This window comes from Aeromonas sobria (assembly GCF_050266975.1).
Lineage (GTDB): Bacteria > Pseudomonadota > Gammaproteobacteria > Enterobacterales > Aeromonadaceae > Aeromonas > Aeromonas sobria_B.
The window spans coordinates 70,070-85,770 of record NZ_JBKISU010000021.1 but is presented as its reverse complement, the minus strand read 5'-3'; the positions used below and the strand labels follow the sequence as shown (position 1 = coordinate 85,770).

Genomic DNA, 15,701 nt, shown 5'->3' with positions numbered 1-15,701 from the left:
TGTCGACCAAAGAGGGTTAATCGGGCATTTTTATGGTTGTTCACTCGGGCACCTCGGATGATTGGTTTGGTTGGCGCCTCCAATTCTGCGGGAATGCCCCGAGTGAACAACCTACAGAGAGATCACAGCTAGGCTCCCAGGGCCCCCCTCGCCAGTTGCAGCGCCAATCCGAGCATGATGAGACCGACCAGGGCGTCGATCACCCGCTGCACCCGCCCCCGGGCCAGCCAGGGGGAGAGCGCCGCCGCCCCCAACGCCAGGCCGTAGAACCAGACCAGGGAGGCCAGCATGGCCCCCGCGGCGAAGGCGGGACGCAGGGGTTCGGCAAACTGGCTGCCGAGGGAACCCAACAGCATCAGGGTATCCAGATAGACGTGGGGGTTGAGCAGAGTCACCCCCAGCGTCATGGCCAGCACGCTCTTGACCCCCATCAGCCGGGGAGAGTCCGCCAGGGCCGCCCCCTGGCCGCGCCAGGCACTGCCCAGGGAGCGCACCCCGAACCAGATGAGAAACAACACGCCGCCCCAGGTCAGCAGCGCCAGCCCCAGCGGGCTCGCCGCCAGCAGGTTGGCACCGCCGAACACCCCAATCCCGATCAGCACGAGATCGCACAGGCAGCAGAGGGTCGCCGTCAGCAGGTGGTGGTTGCGATGGATGCCCCGGCTCAGCACGAAGGCATTTTGGGCTCCGATTGGAATTATCATGGCAAGGCCCAACAAGAAGCCTTGTAAACTGGTCGCCATCATGGTGCGAGTTCCTCACAGAAGATGGCGGCAGTATGGGGAAGGCGAGAGATTAAGAGAAATTCATTAATTTTCTTGTTGATTCGAAAATTTAATAATTTGGGCGAACAAGGGTGACAGGGGGTCTTATGGCGCCGTCAATGGGCGACAGGGATGCGCCTGCTGCCACCTGTCCCGACGGATCTCGAGAGCGGCCTATGGGAAGGACGTCATTGCAGCTGGCGCGGGAAATTGGTGACCACCACCTCCTCCAGGTTAGGCAGCAGGATGCCGCTGCTCACCCCCTTGGCGATGGCCTGATAGCGGTTGATGGAGTCTGTCTTGCGGGTCACCTGATTGAGGTGGTAGTTCACCGTGCGTTCCGTGATCCCGAGGATGCTGGCGATCTCGCTCGAGGTCTTGCCCTCGCTGGCCCAGGAGAGGCACTCGGTCTCGCGCATCGTCAACACCTCCTGTGCCCCCTCCCGCGCGCCGATCCGCACCGTGCGCAGGGCGGCATCGAAGATATAGGTCGACATCCAGGAGAGCACGGGGGAGGACTCCAGCAGCAGGTCGCTGGAGGCCCGCTCCCGGGTGATGAAGGAGAGAATGCCGCTCTCGCCGGTCGGCCCGTGCAGGGGGAAGGAGACGCCGTTGCGCAGGCCGAATTCCGCCGCCAGCCCCATCACGTCCAGGCTGCCCGCTTGCAGGAAGCGCGCCTTCTCGTCGAGCCGGTTCCAGTAGATGGGCAGGGTCTGCTGGCGGGCGAGTTGTATGATGGGGTCCCGAGCCAGCATGTGCTGCGCCGTGTAGGCCTGCACCCAGGAGTCGGGACACTGGTTGAACAGCACCACCTTGGGGTGCTGCATCGACCTTGGCAGGATCAGGGCGAAGCGAAAGTAGTCGTATCCCATGGCGATGGCGAAGCGCCCGATCAGCCTGGACAATTGGTCCCCGTCCGTGGCCGTGGTAAACAGTTCGAGGTATTCGAGCAACTGAGTCTGTTTCATCTTGATCCCCTTCCCGAGGCCGAAATTATAGCGCCCTTCCTGACTCTGGAGTGATCCGTATGCGCATTTTCAAGGGAAAACTGAGGAAACACTGGGACAAAGGCATGGAAAATTCGCTTTATACGTTCAGAAACCGGATTTTCTTTGAAAGATTACGGTGGGATGTGGGATCAAGCCAGGGGGTGGAGCGGGACCACTTCGATGGCCCCGACACCCACTGGATCCTGATCGAGGATGATGCCGGCCTGTGTGGCTGCATCCGGCTGCTCAGCTGCGCCGCCGATTACATGCTGCCCACCTGCTTCCCCGCCGCCCTCGCCGGCGAGTCACCGCCCCGTCGCCAGGATGTCTGGGAGCTGACCCGGCTCGCCATCGACGCCGCACGCGCCCCCCGACTCGACAACGGGTTGAGCGAGCTCACCTGCGTCATCTTTCGCGAGGTCTACACCTTCGCCCGCGAACACTATATCCGCGAGATGGTCGCCGTGGTCAGCCTGCCGGTGGAGCGCATCTTTCGCCGCCTCGACCTGCCCATCGAGCGGCTCGGCCATCGTCAGGCGGTGGATCTGGGGGCCGTGCGCGGGGTCGGGATCCGCTTCGTGCTGGACGAGCGTTTCGCCGCCGCCGTGCAGCGCCCCCTGCGCGGCGAGTACCGGGCAGCGACCATAAAAAATCCCGGGAAGATCCCGGGATAAAACACTCATGCCATGTCCGATCCCACCCCACGCAGGAACGAGCGCAAAAGAGTATCACTACTAAACGCATGGCTGGCTACTGCCACTTCTGACAGGCGCTGCGCTCCGGCGCCCCTGTGGCGAGCCGCCCTTGTGCCGGATCGGCGCCAGCAGTAGAGTCGCTGCTTGAGTTGCATTGTTCATAAGGAAAGATGATGAAGGCCCTGGACTACAAGCTGCTGCTGGCGCTGGATGCCGTGATGCAGGAGCAGAACTTCGAGCGCGCCGCCCAGCGCCTGCACCTCACCCAGTCCGCCATCTCCCAGCGCATCAAGCAGCTGGAGCAGCAGTTTGCCGAGCCCCTCATCATCCGCGGCCAGCCGTTGCAGGCCACCGCCCTCGGCCAGAAGCTGCTGGCCCACTATCGTCAAGTGCGCCAGCTGGAGCTGGAGCTGGCCAACGAGCTGGCACCGGAAAGCCCTGAGGCGCCAATCCGGATCAGCATCGCCGTCAACGCCGACAGCCTGGCCACCTGGTTCCTGCCCGCCCTGGCGCCCTTGCTGGAGCGCCATCCCATAGAGCTCAATCTGCTGGTGGATGACGAGAGCCGCACCCTGGACAAGGTACGCGAAGGCCAGGCGTTCGGTGCCATCAGCCTGCATCCCCAGGCCCTGCCCGGCTGCCGCGTCGATGAGCTGGGCACCATGTGCTATGTGCTGGCCGCCAGCCCCGCCTTCATCGCCCGTCACTTCCCCCATGGCCTGACGCCCCAGGCCATGGCCAAGGCCCCCGGGGTGGCATTCGATCCCCGTGATGACATGCACATCCGCTTCCTGCGCCGCGAGTTCGGCCTCGAGCCCGGCGGCTACCCCTGCCACACGGTGCACTCCTCCGAGGCCTTCGTCGCCATGGCGGAGCAGGGACTCGCCTACTGCCTGATCCCGGAATTGCAGATCAGGCCCCAGCTCGAGGATGGGCGCCTGCGGGATCTCTGCCCGGACAGACACCTGATAGAGACCCTTTACTGGCATCGCTGGCTGCTGGAGCGGGGGCTGCACAAACAGATATCCCAGCGCCTGATCGAGCAGGGCCGCCGGGCACTGCAACCCCGCTGACGGGGCCATTCACCTTGGCTTTGGAGGGGTAAAAACGTATAGTGCTGGGCGATCCTTCATCAGGTCTCCACCCAGGTTTTCCACTTCAGGTTCCTCACTTATGTTCCAAGACAATCCGCTGCTGGCTCAGCTCAAGCAACAAATCCGCGAAAACATCCCCAAGAAAGAGGGGGTGATCCGCGCCTCCGATCGGGGCTTCGGCTTCCTGGAGGTGGATGAGAAGACCAGCTACTTCGTGCCGCCCCCCTACATGAAGAAGGTGATGCACGGCGACCGGGTGAGTGCCCTGATCCGCACCGAGAAAGAGAAGGAAGTGGCCGAGCCGGACGCCCTGCTGGAGCAGGCGGTGACCCGCTTCGTCGGCCGCGTCAAGATGTTCCGCGACCGCCTCAACGTGGTGCCCGACCACCCGCTGATCAAGGACGCCATCAAGGCTCGCGCCAAGAAGGGGTTGGACGAGAAATCCTTCAAGGAAGGGGACTGGGTGGTGGCGACCCTCAAGCGCCACGCCCTGGCGGACGGCAACTTCTCCGCCGAAATCATCGAACTCATCGCCGACAAGGACGATCACAACGTGCCCTGGTGGGTGGTGCTGGCGCGCCACAACCTGGCTCAAATCGAGCCGGCCGATCTGCCGGAGTGGAAGGTGATCGAGGAGGAGGAGCTGCCCCGCACCGACCTGACCAGCACCCCCTTCTTCACCATAGACGGCGCCAAGACCAAGGACATGGATGACGCCCTGGCCATCCGCAAGCTGGACAACGGCTGGGAGCTGCTGGTAGCCATCGCCGATCCGACCGCCTATGTGGCCGAGGGCAGCGAGCTGGACCAGGAGGCCGCCAAGCGCGCCTTCACCGTCTACATGCCGGGGCGCAACGTGCCCATGATACCGCGCACCCTCTCCGACGAGCTCTGCTCCCTGAAAGAGGGGGAGGAGCGCAACACCCTGTGCGCCCGATTGCTGATCGCCGAGGATGGCCTGCTGCTGGAAGAGACCGAGTTCTTCGCCGCCCGCATCGTCTCCCATGCCCGCCTGAACTATGACGATGTCTCCGACTGGGCCGAGCACGGCAAGGCGCTGGACATAGACGCCGGCGTCCTGGCCCAGCTGCCCCTGATGAAGGCGATGACCGAGGCGCGCATCGCGTGGCGCACCGAGCACGCCCTGGTGTTCCCCGACCGTCCCGACTACGACTTCGAGCTGGGGGAGAACGGCGCCGTGCTGGCCATCCATGTGGAGCCGCGCCGCATCGCCAACCGCATGGTGGAAGAGTCGATGATCGCCGCCAACATCTGCGCCGGCCGCGTGCTGGGCAAGCAGGTGGGCTATGGCATCTTCAACGTCCACACAGGTTTCGATGAAGAGTCCCTGGACGGTGCCATCGATCTGCTGAAGACCGCAGAAGCGCCGTTCGAGAAAGAAGAAATCGCCAGCCTGTCCGGCTTCTGCGCCCTGCGCCGCTGGATAGACAGCCTGGATACCCGCTGGCTGGACGGCAAGATCCGCCGCTTCCAGAGCTATGCGCTGATGTCTGCCGAGCCGGGTGCCCACTACGGCCTGGGGCTGGATGCCTACGCCACCTGGACCTCTCCCATCCGCAAGTACGGCGACATGGTCAACCATCGTCTGCTCAAGGCCGTCATCGCCGGCAAGACCCCGGGTGAGCGCCCAAGCCAGGAGCTGACCGAGCACCTGACGGAATGCCGTCGCCTGCACCGCAGGGTCGAGCGCGACATCGGCGACTGGCTCTATGTCCGTTACCTCCAGGCCGCCGCCGGTACCGATCAGGTGTTCAACGCCGAGATCATCGACGTGATGCGCGCCGGCCTCAAGCTGCGCCTGCAGGAGAACGGTGCAGTAGTCTTCATGCCCGCCCGCCACATCCTGGACAACAAGGACAGGCTGGAGTGCAACTGGGACAACGGCCGCGTCTATCTGGACAAGACAGAGGTGGTCTATGAGCTTGGCCAGGTCATCGAGGTGATGCTGAGCGAGGCGGTGGAAGAGACCCGCTCCCTCATCGCCAAGCCCGCCGTCGCCCTGATGCCGGGCCCGGCGCCTGAGGCGCCTGCTGCCGAGAAAGCAGAGACTGGCAGCACAGAGGCGGCGGCCAACGCGGCCCCCAAGGCGGAATAAGCCAAGCCTCCCCTGCCGATGCCAAAAGCCCGCAATCTTGCGGGCTTTTTTGATCGCGGAAAGAGCGAGTCGGTCGAGCCTGCGAGCGGAAGGATCTGCCCGCAGAGGTGGCAGGCATCTGGGGATGACAACCTGAAAGTGGGTTACAAAATCAGCCAACCTTTACTGATTCATTGGCGATTAATCACAGAAGTTTGCATATCCATCGTTGAAAGCTCGAGATCGTGACCTCCATGGCTTGTCCCATTTGAATACAAATCATGACTCTGTGATCACAATCACGTTGACACGGCGTTTGCGCAAACCATGAAAGGTGATTCAAATCACATAAAAACGCGGGGCACGATGAAAAATGGCGAAATGTAGCCGAGCTACAGCCAATGAATGTGATCTACATCACGACGAAGGGAGGGGGGTAGCCTGGGTATTTGAGAGCTGGCTCACAAGATACCCCGTTTTCAGCCCAATTCGATGGCGAACTGGTAGATTGAAGTTGCTTAGACGACAGGGATGAGGGTTCGGCAAAACCCGTTATCCCGACTACCACTTTCAATCAAACAGGCTCAAAACGGGGTGCCGTCATGTTATCACCGGATACCAAAGTCAAGATACAGAATTTTGGACGCTTCCTGTCCAATATGGTCATGCCCAACATAGGGGCATTCATCGCCTGGGGCTTCATCACAGCCCTCTTCATTCCCACCGGCTGGCTGCCCAATGAAACCCTGGCCAAGCTGGTCGGCCCCATGATCACCTATCTGCTGCCGCTGCTGATTGGCTACACAGGCGGCAAGCTGATGGGGGGTGAGCGGGGCGCCGTGGTCGGTGCCATCACCACCATGGGCGTGATCGTCGGGACCGACATCCCCATGTTCATGGGCGCCATGATGGTGGGCCCCCTGGGTGGCTGGGCCATCAAGCGCTTCGACAAGGCGATGGAGGGTCGGGTCAAGAGCGGCTTCGAGATGCTGGTCAACAACTTCTCCGCCGGCATCATCGGCATGTTGTTGGCCATCCTCGCCTTCTTCGTGATTGGTCCCTTCGTCAAGGTGCTCTCCGGCGTGCTGGCGGCCGGTGTCGGCTTCCTGGTGGACAACCACATGCTGCCGCTGACCTCCATCTTCGTCGAACCGGCCAAGATCCTGTTCCTCAACAACGCCATCAACCACGGCATCTTCTCGCCGCTCGGCATCCAGCAGGCGACCGAGCATGGCAAGTCCATCTTCTTCCTGATCGAGGCCAACCCGGGTCCGGGTCTGGGTGTGCTGCTGGCCTACATGGTGTTCGGCCGCGGCGCCGCCAAGCAATCCGCCGCCGGTGCCTCCATCATCCACTTCTTCGGTGGCATCCACGAGATCTACTTCCCCTACGTGTTGATGAACCCGCGCCTCATCCTGGCGGTGATCGCCGGCGGCATGACAGGTGTCTTCACCCTGACCCTGTTCAACGCGGGTCTGGTCTCCCCCGCCTCGCCGGGCTCCATCTTCGCCGTGCTCTTGATGACGCCCAAAGCCTCCCTCATCGGGGTATTGCTCTCCATCGTCGCCTCCGCCACCGTCTCCTTCCTGGTCGCCGCCGTGTTCGTCCGTGCCCAGCAGCCGGAAGCCGACGAGGCCGATGCCCTGGGTGAAGCCACTCGCAAGATGAAGGCCATGAAGGGTGCCAAACCCGAGACCGCGGCGGCCAAGAAACCGGGCACCGAGCTCAAGGCAATACGCAATATCGTGGTCGCCTGCGACGCTGGCATGGGCTCCAGCGCCATGGGCGCCGGCATGCTGCGCAAGCGGGTGCAGGCCGCCGGGCTCGACATCAGCGTCACCAACCGCGCCATCGATCAGCTCGACGATCAGGTGGATTGGGTCATCACCCACCAGGACCTGACCGAACGGGCCCGTCGCCATGCGCCTCACGCCCACCATATTTCGCTGACCAACTTCCTCGACAACGGCCTCTATCAGGCGCTGGTGCAGGAGCTGAGCCAGACCCGGGCCGCCAACGACGACGTGGCCCACCCCCAGCTGCTGGTGGCCGCCAACGATGACAGCTACGAGCAGCAGGAACCGGAAGTGTTCACCCTGAGCCATCATGACATTCAGCTCGGCCTCAAGGCCGACAGCAAGGAGGCCGCCATCCGTACCGCGGGCCGGCTGCTGGCGGAACGTGGCTACGTGGAACCCGACTACGTCAATGCCATGCTGGAGCGCGAGCAGCTGGTCTCCACCTACCTCGGTGAATCCATTGCCGTGCCCCACGGCACCATAGCCGCCAAGGAGAAGGTGATCCGTACCGGCATCGTCATCTGCCAGTATCCGGCCGGCGTGGCCTTTGGCGAGGCCGCCGACGAGGTGGCGCGCCTGGTGATCGGCATCGCCGCCCGCAACGACGAACACATGCAGGTGATAACCCGCCTGACCAATGCCCTGGATGAACCGGGGATCATAGACCAGCTGGCCAGCACCCTGGATCCCCAGGCATTCCTGGACCTGCTGGGCGGCGAACAGGCCGCCTGAACACTCGGCTCATCATTGGTTAAAGAGGTTGATATCATGAAAACATTGCATTTTGGCGCCGGCAACATAGGCCGTGGCTTCATCGGAAAACTGCTGGCAGACGCCGAGCACCAGGTCACCTTCGCCGACGTGAACGAGACCCTGATCGACCAGCTCAACCATCGTCAGGAGTACAAGGTGCACGTGGTGGGGGCGGATCAGAAGCTGGACGTGGTGCGCAACGTGGCCGCCGTCAGCTCCGCCGGGCACGAGGTGATCGCCCGTCTCATCACCGCCGATCTGGTGACCACGGCGGTGGGCCCCAACATACTGGACAAGATTGCCAGCACCCTGGCCAAGGGGCTGCAGGCCCGCTTCGATGCCGGCAACCTGACGCCGCTCAACGTCATCGCCTGTGAGAACATGGTGCGCGGCACCAGCCACCTCAAGCAGGAGGTACTCAAGTACCTGCCGGTCGCGTATCATGCCACCCTCGAATCCTGCGTCGGCTTCGTCGATTCGGCGGTGGATCGCATCGTGCCCCCCGCCGCGGCTAACGACGATCCCCTGGAGGTGACGGTGGAGAGCTTCAGCGAGTGGATCGTCGACCAGACCCAGTTCAAGGGGGCGCTGCCCCAGGTGGCGGGCATGGAGCCCACCGACAACCTGATGGCCTTCGTCGAGCGCAAGCTGTTTACCCTCAACACGGGACACAGCATCACCGCCTACCTCGGCAAGCTGATGGGCTATCGCACCATCCGCGAGGCGATCGAGGATCCGGTGATCCGCAGCAAGGTGCGCCGCGCCATGGAGGAGAGCGGGGCCGTGCTGGTGAAACGCTATGGCTTCGACCCGCGTCTGCACGCCGCCTATATCGAGAAGATCCTGGCCCGTTTCGCCAACCCCTATCTGGTGGACGAGGTGGACAGGGTCGGCCGCCAGCCCCTGCGCAAGCTGGGCCCTCAGGATCGCCTGATCAAGCCCCTGCTCGGCACCCTGGAATACGGGCTGCCAAACGAGGGCTTGCAGGAGGGCATCGCCGCCGCCCTGCGCTACCAGGATGACCAGGATCCCCAGGCCCGGGAGCTGCAGGCGGCCATCGAGGCCGACGGCGTGGCCGCGACCCTGGCCAGGGTATCGGGACTGGACCCGGCCCACCCCCTGGTCGCCGCCATCGCCGCCCGCTACCAGGCACTCTAACCGGACTCACAGGGAGGGCCTTGCCCTCCCTGCTCACGACTAGCTGGACCCTATCGATTTATGACCACACACCAGGAAGATGAGGTACTGGAACGGCTCAACGAGCAGGATGGCCCGCGCGGCTTCTTTCTCGAGGTCGTCACCCTCCTGGAAGAGGCGGTAGACTCCCTGATGCGACGCGCCTTCCGCCAGGAGGAGTACGCCGTCAAATACGCCATCGAACCCCTGCTCAACCAGAGCGGCCCCCTCGGCCAGATAGAGGTGCGCCTCAAGCTCATCTTCGCCCTCGGCCTGGTCTCTCTCGAGCTCTATCAGGACATAGAAGCCTACCTCAAGGCCCGGGATGCCCTGGTGCGCGACCCCAAGGATTACCGCTTCAGCGACAAACCGGTGCGCGACCTGCTCGAGCGGCTGCACGGCATCAACCGAACCGGCCTCCAGGAGCTGACCCCCCCGGCCACGGAAGAGGATTGGGCCTTCTATCAGATGCAGCTCGCCCGCCAGGATCAGATGGTGCGATCCTCTCTGATGCTCGCCGTCGCCCACTGCGTCGGCGAGCTTCACAAGGAGAGTCCCATCTGACCCGATTGCGCCGGATACTGCCGTATCATGGCGCCCCCCACCTCAGGCCCTTGTCTCATTCGAGTTAGAGTGTCAGGCTGACATCGATTCACCCTGGCATGCCCTTTCCACTCCCTTGACGAGGTACTCATGACCGCACTCTCTCTGGCGGGGATCGCACTGATCTCTCTGCTGGCCCAATGGCTGGCCTGGGCCTTGCGGGTTCCCGCCATCCTGTTCCTGCTGCTCACCGGCCTGACCCTGGGCCCCGTGACTGGCGTGCTCGACCCGGATCGGCTGCTCGGCGACCTGCTGTTCCCCCTGGTCTCGCTGTCGGTGGCCATCATTCTGTTTGAGGGGGCCCTGACCCTGCACCTGACCGAGCTCAAGGGGATCGGCAAGGTGGTGCGCAATCTCTGCTCCATCGGCATGCTGACCAGCTTCGCCGTCATCGCCGCCGCCAGCTACTGGCTGCTGGGGCTGGACTGGCGGGTCGCCATGGTGCTCGGCGCCGTGCTGGTGGTGACCGGGCCGACCGTGGTGGCCCCCATGCTCAACGTCATCCGTCCCACCCGGGAGGTGGACAAGATACTGCGCTGGGAGGGGATCGTCATCGACCCCATCGGCGCCCTGTTTGCGGTATTGGTGTTCGAGGCGGTGCGCCTCGGCAGCCAGGGCAACCTGATCAGCCACACCCTGCTGGCCCTGGCCAAGACGGTGGGGGTGGGCACCCTGATCGGGGTGGCGGCAGGCTGGATCACCACCTTGCTCATTCGCAAGGACTGGCTGCCGGTCAGCCTGCACAAGTTCGGGGTGCTGGCCCTGGTGCTGGTCACCTTCAGTCTCTCCAACTGGCTCAGCCACGAGTCCGGCCTGCTGGCGGTCACCGTGTTCGGCATCTGGCTCGCCAACCAGGACGGGCTGGATCTGGAGGAGGTGCTGGCCTTCAAGGAGGATCTCGCCGTCATCCTCATCTCCTCTCTCTTCATCCTGCTGGCGGCCCGCCTGGATCTGGCCCAGCTGTGGCAGCTCGGCCCCATGGTGCTGCTGTTGCTGTGCGTGGTGCAGTTCGTGGCGCGCCCGCTCTGCATCCTGGTCTCGACCTGGGGCTCGGATCTCTCCTGGCAGGCCCGCGCCCTGCTCGGCTGGATAGCGCCGCGAGGCATAGTGGCGGCGGCGGTCAGCGCCTCCTTCGCCATCAGCCTGGGGGAAGCCGGGATCCCGGATGCGGGCAAGCTGGTCCCCCTGGTGTTCGCCGTCATCATCTCCACCGTGGTGCTGCAGAGCCTCACCTCGGCTCCGTTGGCGGGCTTGCTGCGCATGCGCCAGCCCACCCCCAACACCTGGCTGCTGATCGGCGCCAACTCGGTGGCCCGGGCCGTCGGCAAGGCCCTGGCGGATCAGGGGGTCCCCGTCTATCTGTCGGATCCGGCCTGGGAAAACTGCAAGCTGGCCCGCATGAGCAACCTGCCCTGCTATTTCGGCAATCCGCAATCGGAACATGCCGAGCTGCACCTGCCCCTCACCAGCATCAGTACCGTGCTCGCCCTCTCCCCGAGCCGCCACAACAACGCCCTCGGGGTGCTCCATTTCGCCCACCTGTACGGGGAGGAGAAGGTCTACTCCCTGCGCTCGAGCGATCAGCACGGCAAGGCGAACCGGGAGAGCGCCACCTTCCGCGCCCGCCAGCTGCTGTTTGGCGGTGACGTCAACTTCGCCCGCCTGAGCGGCCTGCTGGCCCGCGGGGGCCAGATCAAGGCGACCCGCCTCTCGGAGACCTTCGACTGGTCGGCCTACCAGGCAGCCAACCCGGGGGCCATCCCCCTGTTCGTGCTGGATGCGAGGCAACAACCCAGGGTGGTCACCGGCCCCATCCAGCCGGGGGCGGGGGAGCTGGTCGTGGCACTGCAACCGGCCAGGGAGAGCGCACACCGGGGCGAGCCTGGCCCGGGCAAGGACTAGACTTGTCATTGAACCGCTTCGCCAGAGGAGGCAACCATGACAGTCAACGAGCTACGCCAGCTCTATCGCCAGCAGGGCATACACGAGGCAGAAATCATCCATGATGCCGTGTTGCCGGGCTGGATCGTCGAGTTTCGCGGGGAGGGGGGACGCCTGTTCGAGCTGACCGACAGCTTCGGCCTGCCCCTCAGCTTCGGCACGGTGGAAGAGGCGCGCGAGCACATCCACAAGGTGGCCGACTGCCCGATCCAGGTCGAGCACCTCTACCACTTCTTCGAACGCTGATCCCCAGCAAGCAAGACCCCGCCGAGGCGGGGTCTTTTTTTGGCCCATGCAGGCCGCCTTACTCCGGCTGGCTCGGCACCTGGGGAGGCGATTCCAGTCGGCGCACCGGTTTTTGCAGGATCAGGTTGGCCGGGTAGGTGACCAGGTCGCCGTTGTCGTCCCGCACCCTCAGATAGAAGAGGCCAATCTCGGTGATGACCCCGGTGACGGAATCATCCTTGTCGAGGATGCGGATCCGGTCGCCTATCCGGTAGGGGAAGGCGAAGAAGATGGTGATGCTGGCGGTGATGTTGGAGAGGATCGACCACTGGGCCACCATGGCGACCCCGAGCACGGCGAAGAAGGAGGAGGCGAGCACCACCAGCCGGGAGAAGTCGAGGCCCCACACCCCCGCCAGGATCAGCAGGGTGGCGCTGCCGAGCAGGAAATGGAACACATGCTCCACATAGAGCACCCGATTCTCGCTCACCTGCTTGTGGCGCCCCAGGGCCAGCAGGCTGCGCCTGATGATCCGCCTGATGATGCCATGGCCCAGCAGCACCAGCAGGGTCAGCCCGAACGATTGCCATAAAGTCATGGTCACCACCAGCGTCTGTGTTTGAGCCAGAGGGCCAGCGCCAGCGCCAGGCCACCCAGGCTGGCGCAGAACACCCAGAAGGCGACGGGGCTCTGTGCCCCTGGCATGCCCCCCAGGTTGATGCCAAACAGGCCGGTCAGGAAGCTGGCTGGCAGGAACAGCAGCGCCATCACCGACATCTGGTAGGCGCGGCGGTTGGTCGCCTCGGCCACCATGTTGTTGATCTCGTCCGCCAGCACGGCGGTGCGCGCCACGCCGGCATCCAGATCGTCCAGCCAGCGGCGCAGCCGGTCGGCGATGTCCAGCAGGCGGCGCCTGTCATCCTCGTCAAACCAGCCGATCTTCTCGCTGGCGAGGCGGGCGATGAGATCCCGCTGGGGGGAGAGGTAGCGGCGGATCATGATGAGCTGCTTGCGAATGCGCGCCAGGCGGCCCATGGTCGGCAGCTCCCGCTCCAGCACCTGCTCCTCTATGGTCAGGATCTGATCGTGCAGCTCCTCCACGAACTCCCCCGCCCTGTCGGTGAGGGCGTCGCAGATCTCCACCAGCCAGTCCGCCGGGTTGTCGGGCCCGGCCTCCAGCCGCAGCTGCTCATAGACATCTTTCTCCGACAGCAGGGGGCGACGACGACTGCTGATGATGAGATCCGGGGTGATGAAGATGCGCAGGGCCACCATCTCTTCGGGCCTGTGATCCTGGTTGTGATTGATGCCCCGCAGGATCAGCAGCACCGTCTCCCCCATGCGCACCAGCTTGGGGCGATTGCTCTGGCCGAGCAGGGCCTCCCGGGCCGCCTCCCCCAGCAGGGGGGTCTGCAACAGCCAGCGGGCCGCCTCGGGGTTGCCGTAATCCAGGTGCAGCCAGCTCGGCTGGCTCGCGGGCAGCTGCGCATCGGCCGCCAGGGGTTGCATGCCCCCCTTGCCGTCCAGACTCAGACCATAGATAAGCTCACTGGGTACCCGATCCACGCCACCTCCTTGATTGATGAGATGCCTCGGCGGGGCCGGGGCAGCAGTGGCCCAGCTTACACCAAAGCCGGGACCGTCTCAGCCCTGGCCGTGGTAAGATGCGCCCTCATCACAGCCTGGAGATACCACCATGCCCATCTGGGTCGATGCCGATGCCTGCCCCCTTCCGGTCAAGGAGATCCTCTACCGTGCCGCCCACCGCGCCCGGGTCGTCACCACGCTAGTGGCCAATCAGGGGCTGAAGGTGCCCCCCTCCCCCTTCATCAAGACCCAGCAGGTGGCGAAGGGATTCGACGTGGCGGATCACGTCATCGCCCAGCAGGTTACACCGGGCGATCTGGTGATCACCGGGGACATTCCCCTCGCCTCCTGGGTCATAGACGCCGGCGGCGAGGCCCTCAATCCCCGCGGCGAGATCTACACCCGGGAAACCATCCAGGCCAGGCTCGGCATGCGCAACTTCATGGAGGAGCTGCGCTCGGCCGGGGTGCAAACCGGCGGCCCGCCCCCCTTCAACGCCGCCGACAAGCAGCGCTTCGCCAACGCCCTCGACAAATGGTTGCTCAAGGGCAAGTTGAGCTGACCCCGAGGCTTCACGCTTCCTTGCGTCCTGACGCCTGGCCCTGCCGCCCTTCAGGGAAGCGAACAGGATGGAGGAGGCCCAGGAGATCCTCGCCACTGCCCTGAGGGGTTTACACCGCTAGCGGCTAACACCGGGCCCTGGTGATCCTGAGGCACAGGCTCATCCGCCGCGATCGGCTGCGCGCCATGGTGCGGGGTAACACGGGGGTTCATGGGGATAGAGGCGGCAGATCCCAGCCGCGAATGACAGGGTCGGCCCGATTTTTGCTGCAATGGCCCGCGACACTGGTAAGATGCGCCGCCATTTCCCCATGCCGTAACCACCATGACCGCCCAAGGGCATCTGCTGTTTGCTGTGACCTGCGCCCTGCTGGCTCACAAGCTGCCACTCACCCCAGCCCTGGCCGATGCCAATCTCGGCCAGACCGTGCTGGCCGCCCTGGCCACCTCCCTGCTGCCGGACCTCGACCATCCCAAATCGGTGCTGGGACAGAGGGTGCGCTGGATCTCTGTGCCCCTCTCCCGCCTGTTCGGCCACAGGGGGTTCACCCACAGCCTGCTGGCCGTCGCGCTCTGTGCCTGGGGGCTGGGCAGCGACGCCATGGCCGGCCTGATGCCCGCCGCGGTCAAGGATGCCCTGATCCTGGGCTACCTGAGTCACCTGCTGGGGGACTGGCTCACCCCCGCTGGCATTCCCTTGTTCTGGCCCATGAAGCGACGTTTTCGCCTGCCCGGCTGGCCCCTGCCCAGTGGCGGAGCCATGGAGACAGGTTTTTGCACCCTGAGCCTGCTGATCGCGGGTTACTGGGCCCGCTGAGAGTCAAACAAATCACTCCTCGTAACTTGACCCACCCAACCCATATCCCTTGAGCCCAATACGGCGTTGAAACGCCATCTGCATGAATAAGCAGCAGCCCGGAGCTCGTCACGAGTCGAGGCCCTCACACCTAGCATGACGATGATGAGGGGAACGGCTATTGACTTCAACACCAGTAGCAGAGCATCTCAAAAACTCTAATTTTAATTTTATCAGTAACGGTTTGAATTATGTGAAGCCCTCACCTAAACATATAAAACACATTAATGTTAGAAATATTAATATTGGTGTGATTACCAATGGCTTTCCATTTCATGATTGTCGTAGGTATGAAAAATCTTGCAAATAATAAGGTTTCATTGAGATAAACACTCACCAAAATATATATCCATATGTTTTATAAGGGGCAATAAAAAAACAACCTTCATATAAATCAGATAACTATCTGACCGCCTTTCATTACACCCTAGATGACTTAGACATATTTCAGGTCGGTGCACGTGCGCACCCAAAATTCATCAGCATGAGTTATGGCTGGCAAGGAGAAAACACCATGAGCAGGATGCTTCATATCTTACTCCCATTGCTTTTCACGCTTACCT

Annotated in this window: 14 protein-coding genes; 10 read left to right on the top strand and 4 right to left on the bottom strand. The window is 63.4% G+C overall.

Going from position 1 to position 15,701, the window contains the following annotated elements; all coding sequences use genetic code 11:
• Positions 1-128: 128 nt before the first annotated feature.
• A complete protein-coding gene (gene lysE / locus ACLHZ1_RS13320; protein ID WP_427262476.1) occupies positions 129-746 on the bottom strand; it encodes an L-lysine exporter in 618 nt (205 codons plus the stop codon).
• A gap of 206 nt (positions 747-952) precedes the next feature.
• A complete protein-coding gene (locus ACLHZ1_RS13315) occupies positions 953-1,732 on the bottom strand; it encodes a LuxR family transcriptional regulator (RefSeq protein ID WP_427262475.1) in 780 nt (259 codons plus the stop codon).
• A 59-nt stretch (positions 1,733-1,791) separates the two neighbouring features.
• Between ACLHZ1_RS13315 and ACLHZ1_RS13310 the strand changes: the two genes are divergently transcribed.
• From ACLHZ1_RS13310 to ACLHZ1_RS13275, 8 genes are all read left to right on the top strand, one after another.
• On the top strand, positions 1,792-2,427 hold the full coding sequence (locus ACLHZ1_RS13310; RefSeq protein ID WP_427262474.1) for an acyl-homoserine-lactone synthase: 636 nt from the start codon (positions 1,792-1,794) through the stop codon (positions 2,425-2,427).
• A 194-nt stretch (positions 2,428-2,621) separates the two neighbouring features.
• A complete protein-coding gene (locus ACLHZ1_RS13305; RefSeq protein WP_427262482.1) occupies positions 2,622-3,521 on the top strand; it encodes a LysR family transcriptional regulator ArgP in 900 nt (299 codons plus the stop codon).
• A gap of 100 nt (positions 3,522-3,621) precedes the next feature.
• Positions 3,622-5,658, top strand: a complete 2,037-nt coding sequence (locus ACLHZ1_RS13300; RefSeq protein ID WP_427262473.1) for an exoribonuclease II — start codon at positions 3,622-3,624, stop codon at positions 5,656-5,658.
• A 581-nt stretch (positions 5,659-6,239) separates the two neighbouring features.
• Positions 6,240-8,168, top strand: a complete 1,929-nt coding sequence (locus tag ACLHZ1_RS13295; protein ID WP_427262472.1) for a PTS mannitol transporter subunit IICBA — start codon at positions 6,240-6,242, stop codon at positions 8,166-8,168.
• A 36-nt stretch (positions 8,169-8,204) separates the two neighbouring features.
• Positions 8,205-9,347 carry a mannitol-1-phosphate 5-dehydrogenase gene (locus tag ACLHZ1_RS13290; protein WP_427262471.1) on the top strand — a complete coding sequence of 381 codons (1,143 nt, stop codon included), beginning with the start codon at positions 8,205-8,207 and terminating at the stop codon, positions 9,345-9,347.
• A 60-nt stretch (positions 9,348-9,407) separates the two neighbouring features.
• Positions 9,408-9,929 carry an MltR family transcriptional regulator gene (locus ACLHZ1_RS13285; protein WP_427262470.1) on the top strand — a complete coding sequence of 174 codons (522 nt, stop codon included), beginning with the start codon at positions 9,408-9,410 and terminating at the stop codon, positions 9,927-9,929.
• Between the two features lie 129 nt (positions 9,930-10,058).
• Positions 10,059-11,870: a cation:proton antiporter gene (locus ACLHZ1_RS13280; protein ID WP_427262469.1), complete on the top strand. Its 1,812-nt coding sequence runs from the start codon at positions 10,059-10,061 to the stop codon at positions 11,868-11,870.
• A 36-nt stretch (positions 11,871-11,906) separates the two neighbouring features.
• Positions 11,907-12,155, top strand: coding sequence for a hypothetical protein (locus ACLHZ1_RS13275; RefSeq protein WP_427262468.1), 249 nt, complete (start codon positions 11,907-11,909; stop codon positions 12,153-12,155).
• A gap of 58 nt (positions 12,156-12,213) precedes the next feature.
• Here ACLHZ1_RS13275 and ACLHZ1_RS13270 read toward each other — a convergent pair whose 3' ends face one another.
• Together ACLHZ1_RS13270 and zntB are read right to left on the bottom strand one after the other, a co-directional pair.
• Positions 12,214-12,732, bottom strand: a complete 519-nt coding sequence (locus ACLHZ1_RS13270) for a mechanosensitive ion channel domain-containing protein (protein ID WP_042001105.1) — start codon at positions 12,730-12,732, stop codon at positions 12,214-12,216.
• Positions 12,733-12,734: 2 nt separating this feature from the next.
• Positions 12,735-13,700 carry a zinc transporter ZntB gene (zntB, locus tag ACLHZ1_RS13265; RefSeq protein WP_427262467.1) on the bottom strand — a complete coding sequence of 322 codons (966 nt, stop codon included), beginning with the start codon at positions 13,698-13,700 and terminating at the stop codon, positions 12,735-12,737.
• A gap of 130 nt (positions 13,701-13,830) precedes the next feature.
• Between zntB and ACLHZ1_RS13260 the strand changes: the two genes are divergently transcribed.
• Both ACLHZ1_RS13260 and ACLHZ1_RS13255 read left to right on the top strand, forming a co-directional pair.
• Positions 13,831-14,283 (top strand): YaiI/YqxD family protein, encoded by a 453-nt coding sequence (locus tag ACLHZ1_RS13260; protein ID WP_427262466.1) that lies wholly within the window; start codon positions 13,831-13,833, stop codon positions 14,281-14,283.
• A 324-nt stretch (positions 14,284-14,607) separates the two neighbouring features.
• Positions 14,608-15,099 (top strand): metal-dependent hydrolase, encoded by a 492-nt coding sequence (locus ACLHZ1_RS13255; RefSeq protein ID WP_427262465.1) that lies wholly within the window; start codon positions 14,608-14,610, stop codon positions 15,097-15,099.
• Positions 15,100-15,701: the final 602 nt, after the last annotated feature.